Origin of the sequence: Sphingomonas sp. So64.6b, assembly GCF_014171475.1 — a bacterium.
GTDB lineage: Bacteria > Pseudomonadota > Alphaproteobacteria > Sphingomonadales > Sphingomonadaceae > Sphingomonas > Sphingomonas alpina_A.
In genome coordinates, this window is the sequence record NZ_CP048817.1 from 1,231,392 (window position 1) to 1,243,201 (window position 11,810).

General features: G+C 64.1%; 10 protein-coding genes. 3 read left to right on the forward strand and 7 right to left on the reverse strand.

Translation table 11 applies throughout. The features are described 5' to 3' along the window. Window positions 1-33: 33 nt before the first annotated feature. Both G4G27_RS05860 and G4G27_RS05865 read left to right on the forward strand, forming a co-directional pair. On the forward strand, window positions 34-1,374 hold the full coding sequence (locus tag G4G27_RS05860; protein ID WP_183112476.1) for an MFS transporter: 1,341 nt from the start codon (window positions 34-36) through the stop codon (window positions 1,372-1,374). Next, window positions 1,371-2,120 carry a hypothetical protein gene (locus G4G27_RS05865; protein ID WP_183112477.1) on the forward strand — a complete coding sequence of 250 codons (750 nt, stop codon included), beginning with the start codon at window positions 1,371-1,373 and terminating at the stop codon, window positions 2,118-2,120. Before G4G27_RS05860 ends, G4G27_RS05865 begins: the two co-directional genes overlap by 4 nt. 20 nt (window positions 2,121-2,140) lie before the next feature. On the opposite strand, the gene G4G27_RS05870 is transcribed toward G4G27_RS05865, so the two are convergent. Beyond that, on the reverse strand, window positions 2,141-2,815 hold the full coding sequence (locus G4G27_RS05870) for an AraC family transcriptional regulator (RefSeq protein WP_183112478.1): 675 nt from the start codon (window positions 2,813-2,815) through the stop codon (window positions 2,141-2,143). Window positions 2,816-2,935: 120 nt separating this feature from the next. Between G4G27_RS05870 and G4G27_RS05875 the strand changes: the two genes are divergently transcribed. Continuing rightward, window positions 2,936-4,915, forward strand: coding sequence for a hypothetical protein (locus tag G4G27_RS05875; RefSeq protein WP_183112479.1), 1,980 nt, complete (start codon window positions 2,936-2,938; stop codon window positions 4,913-4,915). Between the two features lie 973 nt (window positions 4,916-5,888). Here the strand turns inward: G4G27_RS05875 and G4G27_RS05880 are convergent. The 6 genes from G4G27_RS05880 to G4G27_RS05905 form a co-directional block, all read right to left on the reverse strand. Then, window positions 5,889-6,344: a DUF6628 family protein gene (locus G4G27_RS05880; protein WP_244624572.1), complete on the reverse strand. Its 456-nt coding sequence runs from the start codon at window positions 6,342-6,344 to the stop codon at window positions 5,889-5,891. Between the two features lie 68 nt (window positions 6,345-6,412). Then, window positions 6,413-7,759, reverse strand: a complete 1,347-nt coding sequence (locus tag G4G27_RS05885) for a folylpolyglutamate synthase/dihydrofolate synthase family protein (protein ID WP_183112480.1) — start codon at window positions 7,757-7,759, stop codon at window positions 6,413-6,415. Between the two features lie 215 nt (window positions 7,760-7,974). After that, window positions 7,975-8,832, reverse strand: coding sequence for an acetyl-CoA carboxylase, carboxyltransferase subunit beta (accD, locus tag G4G27_RS05890; protein WP_183112481.1), 858 nt, complete (start codon window positions 8,830-8,832; stop codon window positions 7,975-7,977). Continuing rightward, the gene (trpA, locus tag G4G27_RS05895; RefSeq protein ID WP_183112482.1) at window positions 8,829-9,632 is read right to left on the reverse strand and encodes a tryptophan synthase subunit alpha; all 804 of its coding nucleotides are present in this window, start codon (window positions 9,630-9,632) and stop codon (window positions 8,829-8,831) included. The genes accD and trpA overlap by 4 nt, the downstream gene beginning before the upstream one ends. 130 nt (window positions 9,633-9,762) lie before the next feature. Further along, a complete protein-coding gene (gene trpB, locus G4G27_RS05900; RefSeq protein ID WP_183113642.1) occupies window positions 9,763-11,007 on the reverse strand; it encodes a tryptophan synthase subunit beta in 1,245 nt (414 codons plus the stop codon). A 61-nt stretch (window positions 11,008-11,068) separates the two neighbouring features. After that, window positions 11,069-11,707, reverse strand: a complete 639-nt coding sequence (locus G4G27_RS05905; RefSeq protein ID WP_183112483.1) for a phosphoribosylanthranilate isomerase — start codon at window positions 11,705-11,707, stop codon at window positions 11,069-11,071. Window positions 11,708-11,810 lie beyond the last annotated feature (103 nt).

Sequence of the window (11,810 nt, forward strand, 5' to 3'; positions counted from 1 at the left end):
CTCTGCGTCTTGAGCGCGGGGAGCAAGAGTTTGATGGACGGTACGACGCCTAGCGGCACGGGAAGCTGGCTGGACGGGCTGCGCCCCTATGTCGAGAAAGGGCCGATCGCGGCCTTCACGCTGGGCATCTCATCGGGATTCCCGATCGCGATGATCGGCGCGACGCTGACCAGCCGGCTCGCGCAGGACGGGCTCGACAAGAAAACGATCACCGCGTTCACGCTCGGCTTCCTCGTCTACAATCTGAAGCCGCTCTGGGCGTGGATGGTCGATGGTGTTCGCCTGCCGATCCTCGGTCGACTCGGGCAGCGCGCGTCCTGGCTGATCTTCGCCGGGCTGCTGGTCGTCGCGGCGGTCGCCAACCTCGCCTTTGTCGATCCGACGACTAATTTGTCGGGCACGATCATCGCCGCGTTGCTGGTCGGTTTCACCGGCGCGACCTTCGATATCGTGATCGACGCCTATCGCATCGAACAGCTCAAACCATACCAGCTCGGCGTCGGCTCCGGCATGGCGCAATATGGCTATCGCATCGGCAATGTCGCCGCCGCCTCGCTCGCATTGTTCCTCGCGGCGCGGTTCGGCTGGTCGGTCGCCTATCTGTCTTGCGCGGCCTTTGTGATCCCCGCGATCCTGACCGGCCTGTGGCTCGGTGAACCGGAGCGGCATCGCGATCCGGCGGCGCGGCGCGGCCTGCCCGAGATCATCGCGTCGATCGTCGGCCCGTTCGCCGAATTTTTCAAACGTCAGGGTGCGGTGATCATCCTGATCTTCATCCTGATCCACAAGATCGGCGACACGCTGGCCAATATCGTGCTGCGCCTGATGCTCAACGATCTCGGCTTCAGCAATGACGAGATCGCGATCTACGATGTCGGGGTCGGTTTCTGGACCTATCTCATCGGCGTATTCATCGGGGGCGTGCTTTACGCGCGGCTCGGGTTGAAGCGGGCTGTGCTGATCAGCCTCGCGCTGATGGCGATTTCTAACGCCAGCTTCGCGCTGCTCGCCGCGACCGGGCACAGCAATCTCGGGCTGGCCGGCACGATCGGCTTCGAGAATCTGGCGAGCGGCATCGGCAGCGTCAGCGTGATCGCCTATTTCTCGGCGCTGTGCGACCTGCGCTACACCGCGGCGCAATTCGCGTTGATCTCGGCCGCGTCGAGCGTCGTCGGGCGTTTGCTGACCGCGACGACCGCGGGGGCGCTGGTCGAACAACTCGGCTATGTTCAGTTCTACTGGATGACCACCGCGATCGCCTTTCCCGGTGTGTTCCTGTTCTGGTGGATGAGCCGATCGGGAATCATCGACCGCTCGATCGGCGATGCTGGTACGGCGGGCGAAGGAGATGCGACGGCCGGTCCCGCCGCATGATCATCTATCTCGCGATCCTCGCCATTCAGGTGATGCTGATCATCGACGTGATCCGCAACGGGCGGAACCAGTTGTGGATCATGGCGCTGATGTTCCTGCCCGGGCCGAGCACGATCGCGTACCTCGTGATCGAGGTCTATCCGCGGCTGCAGGGCAATCGTCATGTTCGCACCGCGCGGGCGAATGTCGTCGCGAAGCTCGATCCCGAGCGCGACATCCGCGCGGCGCGTGACGCGCTCGATCTGGCCGATACGGCGGCCAATCGCATCCGCCTTGCCGATGCGCTGGTCGAACTGAAGCGGTATGACGAGGCGCTGTTGCTTTACCGCGAGGCAACGGCGCGTGCGCCGATCGACATGCGCACTGCCGAAAAGCTCGCCCGCGCCGAATTCGAGACCGGCGCCGCGGCGGAGGCGCTGGCGACGCTCGACGACAATCCCGCGCCGACCACGCAAAGCGACCGGGATCGCCATGGCTTGCTCCGCGCGCGCATCCTCGAAACGCTCGGGCGCAAGGAGGAGGCGTTGGCGCTCTATGCCGATCTCGTCACGCGTCTCCCCGGCGAAGAAGGGCGCTGCCGCTATGCCGCGCTGCTGCTCGAACAGGGCTGGGATAAGAAGGCGCGCGCCGTGCTGGAAGAAGTCGAGGGCCGGATGAAACGCCTCGACCGGCAACAGCGCGCGGCGGAAGCTGATATGTACCGCTGGGCGACTGAAAAGCTCGCGGCGCTTCGGGTTAAGGAGTGACCTCTGCGCGCCGTACCAATTTAACTTAGCTCGCTAAGGATTTTCGCCCTCGGGTCGGCACTTCCGCCAACTTGCGCATGCTGTTCCCTGACGCGCTTGGGGGTCTGCCCGGTTGCCTTTTTGAGCACTCGGGACATATGTGCCTGGTCCGCGAAACCAGCAGTCAACGCCACTTGTGCGAGCGCCTTATCCTCCCCGAGAGCCAGGATCGCACGCTGCGCCCGAACACTGACGCGGAAACTGGCCGGACTGATCTCGAATTCCTGGCGAAAACCGCGGCTAACGCTTCCGGGATGCAGGCCATGATCCGAAGCCCAGGCCCCGATCGACATGTTGGGGTCAGCGAGGATCGCCTGGGCGAGCATATCCGGCCAGTCCTCAATCACCGTAGCACGCGACTGGACCTGATCGAGGAGCGCCCCCGTCGCTTGCGCCAGGTCACGTTCGGCAAGACGCACGATCGTGTCGGGATCAGCGATCCGGCCATGGATGGCCATGGCGCGGGGCATTCTCAGCGGCAGCACGAAGACCTCAGCACCGGTGCGAGGCACACGATTCAGATGAGCTTCGTAGGCATGGTGGAAGAGCACATCCCCGGCGACCACGCGATGTCGACCTGTATCCCCCGCCTCCACATACCCGCCGGCAAGGACAATGGCCGCGAAGGCACCCGCATGGCTGTGGCGGGCCAGCAAGTCTCCGGCCGGATGAAGGAGACGGCCACCAGCCGGCGACACCCGCTGCAGTGAATTACATTCAATATCGCACATTCGAAGTGAGTATAACGGCGGGTGCACCAACATCAAAGGCAAGTCATGTCGCCATTATCGGTCAAAAGCAGCGGTCTGACGGCCCCGGGCCATGCAGATTCCGCGGATCAGAGTTTGTTGGGCCGGCGCTTCTTCCTCGGAGGCGCGGCGGTCGCCATCACCATCGGCCTGACGAGTGGATGGGCGCTTGGCGCAGCGCCGGTCGCCGCAACAGATGGCGAAGCGCTGCTGGATAAAGCTCAGGAGGCGTTCGGCCGCTACGATCTGGCCCTTTCGCGCCGCCACCTGGAAGCCGTTGGCTCGCTGCCCGGACTCGATCCTGCGACGGCCGCGCGCGCGCTTCGAACGCTGGCGGATTACGATTGGCGTTTCGACAGGAATTCAAGCCGCGCAAATAAGCGACTGGCGCAGGCATTGGCGATGGAGCCAAATTCGCCAACGACCTTGATTCAGCGCGCGCGTCTGTTCCGGGAGTCCGGTCAGCCGACAATGGCCCTTGAGAATGTGCTGGCGGCGGTCAAGGTGGCAGCGGATGGGGTCGATCGGTCGAACGCCCTTGTCCTTCACGCGCAGCTCGAGACAGATCTCGTCCGGCGGCACCCCAATGCGGCCATCATGCAGGCGAGAGCGGCTCTTGTCATCGCCAATCTGGGCGAAGTGCTGGGTCGACAACCCGGCCGGTCTGACGCTGCCGAAGCGTTGGTCGGTATCGGCGTGGCCGCGGGCAATGGCAGCGCGATCTTGAACGGGGTTCTGGCCTATCACTTCATCGCCAACGCGGCGGCCACGACGGGGATTATGGCGGCGCCGGTTGCCGCGCTCGCTTCCCTGGCGCGCGACTGGCGAGCGGAGTCCCTGACCATTGAGGAACGTCGGCGACTTGCCCTGGCGCTGGGTGGAGCAAGATTCTACAAACTGGCCGCTCAGGTGGCAGAACAGGTCGCGGATATCGATCCCGAACTCCACGCGCTGCTCGCCTACCGCGATTACCTTCTCGCGGTGGCGAGCGTAAACGCCAGCTTCTATCCACGCATCGCCAATGGTCTGCGGAGTTATGAGGCGGCTTATGACTCGGCTATGGCGAAGCCCGCCGAGACTCTTCTTCTCGCGCTTGGTAGCAAGGCGCCAAGCGACGATCGAAGTTCGAAGGCGATCCTGGCCGACCTTCTTCCCGTCATCGCAGACCGCTTCGGCGCCGAGGGCTATTTTGATGCGACGGTCGATTTCTACGGGATGCTCGCCGGCCACACCGTCGTCGATGAGCGCCGGCGCGTGCAGCAATATGGCCATTCGGCGGAGTTCAGGTTCATCTCGCTGGACCAGATGATCTCCAGGGATTTCACGTCATGGTACGGCACCACGAACGTGGGCGGATGGGGCACGGAATCGACCATGATCCAGGTCAGGCAGGCTTATCTGACCGCCCCTTACGACCAACTGGCCTGGATCACCGATCCCAAGGCACTTGCTGTGCTGGAACGGCGTATATCAACACTGGAACTGACCGATCTGAAACGCTGCGGAGCGGACCCCTATGCCGAGCCGGACGCGGCGCCGCTTCGCATCCGGCTTGAGGCCAGTCGCCGCATCGCGAATAGCCAGAAGCACAACGGGCCCCTGGGTGGGCCGGCTGCAGTCGGTTTCATCGCGGAAGTCCTCCGGCTGACGACCGAGGCCACGGTCTTCGCCCATGAAGGCCGGCACTCGCTGGACCAGGCCTATCGCGCCGAGGCGTTCAAGACGATGCCTGACGATGAACGAGAACTCAGGGCCAAATATTCGGAAATCACATTCTCGCTGGATCCGCGATATGCGCTCACCGGCAGTATCATCGGTGGTCACCTCGACGAGAGCAGCGGGCACGGTCGGGCCAACCGGCGCTTCCGCGAGTTGCTCGTACGATGGATGGACGCGCATCGCGCCGAAATCGAGCACTTGATCGCCGATCGTCCACTCATCATGCAGATCGACCTTCTGAGCGACGCACAATTACGCTCGTTCGTGGCGGGGGTCGATCGGTTTTAGGATTCGGCGAGGTCGAGCGATCGGTCGCCATGGCCTGCTGCTCGCGCGCATCGGCGAAACGCTGGGGTGCGAGGAAGAAGCGCTGGCGCTTTACCCCGACCTCGTCACGCGCCGGCCCGACGAAGAAGGACGGTGCTGCTATGCCGCACCGTTGGAGCAGGGCCGGGACAAGAAAGCGCGCGTCGTGCTGGAAGAAGTCGCGGGTCGAACGAAACGCCTCGACCGGCAGCAGCGCGTGGTGGAGGCCATATCTACCGTTGGGCGACCGAGAAGCTCACGGCGTTTGCGCGCCAAGGATTGACGTCGAGACTTTTCTAAAAAGCGCTACGACCGGAATCGACCCAGTTGAGGCCGTTTGGAGGTAGCTGCCTAAGCTTTAAAACCCGCCGATGAGTTGGCGCGGAAGGTAGCCACTTTTCCCATGCTGACCATTGAGGCAACGATCAAACCCGTGCGATACGAATTGTGAGGCGAATGGCCTCGCCGGATACTAAGGGTTGAACATGTTGCCGATGCTCGCACTGATTTTTGCGCCCGCGGCCGAAATGCAGGCTTCCTGCCCACTGGGGACGGCATGGGGAGGGAAGCCATCATCCGCTGAAATCCGTAATGTTCTCAGAGAAGCAAACGGATCACTAACGTGGAATAATGTGCCGGTCTCAGATGAGGTTCTGCTTCAATTCCTTCAACGAGCCGCGCGCATATCGCCCGTTCCCGAAATGGTGATCGACACGACCGGGTTGAGTTGTAGTGAGCAGCGTCGCATCGCCGCAAAGGTAGAGACTGCGTACCCTTGCTCACCGGAAGTCTGTCGGGCTTACGATGTGGTTCGGCAGCCCTTGGCGCCTGCGCCGCCTCGCCGCCCCTAATCCCAAACTGCAGCGTCCGTTAGCTCGGCAACGGCCTCCAAAAGCGGCCAGTCCGCTTCCCACCAACGACAGACATCCGGGGTTTGCTAAACCAGGGCTGGGATTCACGCCGCGATCGGTCGCCCGGCATCGGCGAAGGCCTGGGCAACTGCAGTCGCACTGGCAAGCACACCATCGGCATGACGTAGGCCGAGCAGGTCGGCGAGCAGCAGATGCGCGCTGTCCGACGATGTTTCGGCGCGCGCCAGGATGACGAGCAGCGTATTTTCGGCAGAGGTCATCCGGCCACAACAACAGGGCGCGATCGAGATCGGATTCTGCGCCGCGCTGGCCAGATCGGCCATGAACGCGCGCATCAGCACGAGCGGACGGCGGAAGCTTTCGCCAAAGCCATTGATCATCGCATTGGTGGCAGGCGCGTCGGTCAGGCCGCTCGCGCCCATTCGACGCATCGCGAACAGTGCGAGTCGGGCATTGTGACAGGGCGGTACGCCATGCGGCAGCAGTGCGGCATGAGTCATGGTCGTGGGGGTCGGTGGAGACATCGGGGCGGCGGTCATGGCGGGACTCCGTTGGGAACCCGCTGATCGTCGCGCCTTCGTTATTGCAAGTCAATAGCAATAAGAATTCAGTCCGGTGGCTCGCCGTTTGCCGCGAGCACTTCTCCTGCCAGGTAGAGCGAACCGAGGATCAGGACGACGGGTGGTGTGCCTCGTGGATCACAGCGACGGGCAATGGATCGGAGTGCGTCCGGGACATTCTGATCGGTTGCAGTCGCACTTATGCCGAGTCGCCTCGCATGTTGCGCCAGATCAGCGGGGGAATGATGTTCGTGATCGGGCACCGGTACTGCCGTCAGGCTTTCGGCCATCTCCGCGATAGGCTGCAACAGGCCCTCGGGATCCTTGTTGGAGAGCATGCCCAGGATGATCTGGATCGGACGACGGACACCGTTCGGGGTTAAGGAAACCTCCGCCAGTGCAGCCGCGATGGCTGATCCCGCTGCCGGATTATGCCCGCCATCAAGCCACACCTCGCTGCCTTGGGGCAGCAGCGCGACAAGCGGCCCGTCGCCGAGTCGCTGCATCCGCGCCGGCCAGCGCGCGTTCGTTGCGGCGGCGCCATAGGCGCCCGGCGGAATCGCCAGGCGATCCTGGTGACGCAGCAGCGCGATGGCGAGCGCGAGATTCTCCGGTTGATGCGGGCCGGCGAGGCGAGGGCGCGGAGTCTCGACCCGTCCTTGCGCGTCTTCATAAGTCAGCCGCTCCGCATCGGCACTGAACGACCAGGCCTGCCCTGCGGCCAAGACGGTCGCGTTGGCCGCGCCGGCGACATTGGCCACGCGCTGCGCGACGGTGGGCGGATATTTCATGGTGACGAGTGGCACGCCCGCTTTGGCGATGCCCGCTTTCTCACCGGCGATCTCCTCCGCCGTATCGCCAAGGAAGAATTGGTGATCGACCCCGAGCTGAGCAATGCCGGTAACGATCGGCCGGGCAATGACATTGGTCGCGTCAAGCCGGCCGCCCAAGCCGACCTCGATGATGCAAGTGTCGGCCGGTTCGCGCGAGAAAGCGAGGAACGCGGCAGCGGTGGTCACCTCGAAGAAACTCGCGCCGATCCCATCCGCCTGGTCGAGCACTTCGGCGAGCAAGGTAGCGAGGACGTCATCCTCGATCAGGCGCCCCGCGATGCGGATCCGTTCGTTGAAACGGACGAGATGGGGACTGGTATAAACGTGCGCGGTCAGCCCCGCGGCCTCGACGCCCGCACGCAGGAACGCGCAGGTCGAACCTTTGCCGTTAGTGCCAGCGACGTGGATGACAGGCGGGAGGTTGTGATGCGGATTCCCGATCCGCGCGAGCAACGCGGTGATGCGTTCCAGGCCAAGGATATCGGCACCAGGAGAGAGCGACCAGAGCCGGTCGAGTTGTGCCTGTACGGCGGGCGATGAGGATGAGGCGTGGTCAGGCATGACTTACTCAAGCCCCTCCCTTTTAAGAGTTCGGCGGCAGCCCTGTCTCCCAGACAGGGCCAAGAGCCGCCGAACTGGGTTGGGGTGGGTGCGCGCGTCTGCGCGCCTAGAAAAACATTCGGCACCTGAACCGGAGCGCCGAACGAGGCATCGAGCCTCGTCCGCCGCTGCCCCACCCCTAACCCCTCCCCTGAAGGGGAGGGGATTAATGATTGCTAAGCCGCCTTTTTCGCGCACAGATATCCGATCACGTTCGCCACCGTTTCGCGCAATGCTTTGCGGTGCGTGACCATATCGAGCATGCCATGTTCGAGCAGGTATTCCGCGCGCTGGAATCCTTCGGGCAATTTCTCGCGGATCGTCTGTTCGATCACGCGTTGGCCCGCGAAACCGATCAGCGCGCCCGGTTCGGCGATCTGCACGTCGCCGAGCATCGCATAGCTGGCGGTGACGCCGCCGGTGGTCGGGTCGGTCAGCACCACGATATAGGGCAGGCCGGCATCGTGCAGCATCGCGATCGCCACGGTCGCGCGCGGCATCTGCATCAGGCTGAGAATGCCTTCCTGCATGCGCGCACCGCCCGCCGCGGTGAAGATGATATATGGGCAATTGTCCTCGATCGCGTTCTCGACGCCGCGCACGAAGGCTTCGCCGACCGCGAGACCCATCGACCCGCCCATGAAAGCGAAATCCTGTACGCCGACGACTGCCTTATGGCCCTCGATCGTGCCGCGCGCGTTGATCAGCGCATCGCCTTCATTGGTCGCGGCGCGCGCTGCCTTGATGCGGTCGGCATAACGCTTGGTATCGCGGAACTTCAACGGATCGTCCGGCACCTTGGGCAGCGGGATGATCGTGTAGCTGCCCTGGTCGAAGGTATAGCTGAAGCGCGTGATCGGTCCGATGCGCTCATGATGTTCGCAATGCGGGCAGACATGGAGATTCTCCTCCAGTTCCTTGACGAACACCATCTGCCCGCAACCCTTGCACTTGTGCCAGAGATTGTCGGGCGTATCCTTTTTGACCGGAACGACGAACGAGAGCGCGTTCCGGACGCTGGTCAGCCAGCTCATGCCAATTCCTTCTGTCGTGCGGCGCGGATCGCCGTCGAGAGGCTTTCAATATAGGCGCGAACCGGTCCGGGCGCAGCCTCGCCATGTTCGGCGATCAGGTCGACGATTGCAGAGCCGACCACTACGCCGTCCGCGACCCTGGCGATGGCGGCGGCCTGTTCGGGCGTGCGGATGCCGAAGCCGACCGCGACGGGCAGGTCGGTCGATGCCTTGAGGCGCGCGACCGCTTCGTCGATCGACACCTGTGCCGCTTGTTGCAGCCCGGTGATGCCGGCGACTGAGACATAATAGAGGAAGCCGCTCGCGCCATCGAGCACGGTCGGCAGGCGCGCCGCATCGGTGGTCGGGGTGGACAGGCGGATCGGGTCGATTCCTGCGGCACGCAGCGCGGGGCCGAGTTCCTCATCCTCCTCGGGCGGAATATCGACGCAGATCACGCCGTCGACGCCGGCGTCCTTCGCCGCGGCGGCGAACCAGTCGGCGCCGCGGATCGTCATCGGATTGGCATAACCCATCAGCACCAAAGGCGTATCGGGATGGCGCGCGCGGAACGCCTTGGCGATGTTCAGGATATCGGCGGTCTTCGTGCCCGCCGCGAAGCTGCGCAGGTTTGCGGCCTGGATCGCCGGGCCATCGGCCATCGGGTCGGTGAACGGCATGCCGAGTTCGATCACGTCGGCACCTCCTGCGACCAGCGCGTCGAGGATCGCGGCGGTGGCCGCTGGCGTGGGATCGCCGGCGGTGACGAAGGTCACGAGCGCGGGGTGGCCCTTGGCGAAGGCGGCGGAAAGGCGGGTCATATCGCGGCCTCCACCCCGGTCGTCACCCCAGCGAAGGCTGGGGTCTCTGTGGGGTGCGCGTCACGCTCGCCAACCGGGAGATCCCAGCCTTCGCTGGGATGACGGTTGAGGTTGGGGTGGCAGAGTGCTCTCACATCGACACTCCCAGCGCTTCAGCCACCGTGAAGATATCCTTGTCGCCACGCCCGCACAGATTGGCGAGAATGATCTGGTCGCGATCCATTTCGCGCGCGCGCTTCGCGACGGCAGCAATGGCGTGGGACGGTTCGAGCGCGGGGATGATACCCTCGGTGCGACATAGCAGTTGGAAGGCATCAAGCGCCTCGACATCGGTCGCCGAAGTATATTCGACACGGCCGATCGAATGCAGCCAGCTATGCTCAGGGCCGATGCCGGGATAATCGAGCCCGGCGGAGATCGAATGCGCCTCGGTGATCTGGCCGTCCTCGTCCTGCAGCAGATAGGTCTTGTTGCCATGCAGGATGCCGGGTGATCCGCCGGCGAGCGACGCGGCATGTTCCTTGTCGAGGCCATGTCCCGCCGCTTCGACGCCGAGCATCGCGACGTCCGCATCGTCGAGGAATGGATGGAACAGGCCGATCGCGTTCGACCCGCCGCCGATCGCCGCGACCAGCAGGTCGGGCAGGCGGTTGATGCGCTTCAGCATCTGCTCGCGCGCTTCGCGCCCGATCACGCTCTGGAAATCACGGACCAGTTCCGGATAGGGATGCGGGCCGGCGGCGGTGCCGATGATGTAGAATGTGTCGTGGACGTTGGCGACCCAGTCGCGCATCGCCTCGTTCATCGCATCCTTCAGCGTATGCGCGCCGCTCTTGACCGGGCGCACTTCGGCGCCGAGCAGCTTCATGCGGAACACGTTCGGCGCCTGACGCTCGACATCCTTGGCGCCCATATAGATCACGCAAGGGAGTCCGAAGCGCGCGCAAACGGTCGCGGTGGCGACGCCATGCTGGCCCGCGCCGGTCTCGGCGATGATCCGCGTCTTGCCCATGCGCATGGCGAGCAAAATCTGCCCGACGCAATTGTTGATCTTATGCGCGCCGGTGTGGTTGAGCTCGTCGCGCTTGAACCAGACTTCCGCGCCTTTTCCGTGCGGAGCGGATTCGCGCAACGCGTCGGTCAGGCGCTCGGCATAATAAAGCGGGCTGGGGCGGCCGACATAATGTTCGAGCAAATCCTCGAATTGCGCAGTGAACGCCGGGTCGGCCTTTGCCGCGCGGTACGCCTTGTCGAGATCGAGCACGAGCGGCATCAGCGTCTCGGCGACATAGCGCCCACCAAAATCGCCGAAATGCCCGCGATCGTCGGGCTGGGCTCGAAAGGAATTGGGCGGGAAGGGGTTCGCGGCGTTCATGTCGCGCGCTTTACCATCCTCTTCGTTGGTGTCGAGCATAGCCTGTTATCGCGGGGAGGGGTTAGCGGGACGCCACCGCGCGAAGGAACGCGGCGATCTTCGTCTCGTCCTTTACGCCCGGCGCGCTTTCCACGCCCGACGACACGTCCACCAGTGTCGCGCCGGTGCGCCGGATCGCCTCAACCACATTGTCCGGATCGAGCCCGCCGGATAGCGCCCAGGGCAGCGGGTGGCGAAAGCCTTCGAGCAATGCCCAGTCGAACCGGATGCCCATGCCACCGGGGAGCGCGGCGCTGTCCGGCGTCTTCGCGTCGTAAAGGATGCGATCCGCCGCGCCGGAATAGGTCAACGCCGCGTTGAGGTCGGCACGAGCCTTGACCGCCACCGCAGCCCAGATTTCGAGACCGGTGCGCGCCTTGATCGCGGCCAGCCGGGTCGGGGTGGTCTTATGCAATTGCAGCACGTCGAGCCGCCCGGCATCGATCGCGGATTCGATCGTCGCGTCGTCGGGATCGACGAACACACCGGCCCTGGCGACATGACGCGGCACCCGTGCGGCAAGCATCGCGGCGCGCTCACGTGACAGATCGCGCGGAGAGGGCGGGAAGAACACGAACCCGACATGGCTCGCGCCACCCATGATGGCGGCGTCGAGCGTTTCGGCCGTCGACAGGCCGCAAATCTTGGCGGTGATGGGCATTGCGTCTTTCCGGTATAGACGGTGCCAGCCCGCTCCCCCTCCCGGCCACCCATTCAGGATACGCTGTGGGTGGCCGGGAGGGGGAGCGGGCTGGCACCGTATC

What these genes read in the sequence shown, in the direction of transcription:
- G4G27_RS05860 (WP_183112476.1), top strand. Translation starts at nt 34, where the DNA reads ATGGACGGTACGACGCCTAGCGGCACGGGAAGCTGGCTGGACGGGCTG.
- G4G27_RS05865 (WP_183112477.1), top strand. Translation starts at nt 1,371, where the DNA reads ATGATCATCTATCTCGCGATCCTCGCCATTCAGGTGATGCTGATCATC.
- G4G27_RS05875 (WP_183112479.1), top strand. Translation starts at nt 2,936, where the DNA reads ATGTCGCCATTATCGGTCAAAAGCAGCGGTCTGACGGCCCCGGGCCAT.
- G4G27_RS05880 (WP_244624572.1), bottom strand. Translation starts at nt 6,344, where the DNA reads ATGACCGCCGCCCCGATGTCTCCACCGACCCCCACGACCATGACTCAT.
- G4G27_RS05885 (WP_183112480.1), bottom strand. Translation starts at nt 7,759, where the DNA reads ATGCCTGACCACGCCTCATCCTCATCGCCCGCCGTACAGGCACAACTC.
- accD (WP_183112481.1), bottom strand. Translation starts at nt 8,832, where the DNA reads ATGAGCTGGCTGACCAGCGTCCGGAACGCGCTCTCGTTCGTCGTTCCG.
- trpA (WP_183112482.1), bottom strand. Translation starts at nt 9,632, where the DNA reads ATGACCCGCCTTTCCGCCGCCTTCGCCAAGGGCCACCCCGCGCTCGTG.
- trpB (WP_183113642.1), bottom strand. Translation starts at nt 11,007, where the DNA reads ATGAACGCCGCGAACCCCTTCCCGCCCAATTCCTTTCGAGCCCAGCCC.
- G4G27_RS05905 (WP_183112483.1), bottom strand. Translation starts at nt 11,707, where the DNA reads ATGCCCATCACCGCCAAGATTTGCGGCCTGTCGACGGCCGAAACGCTC.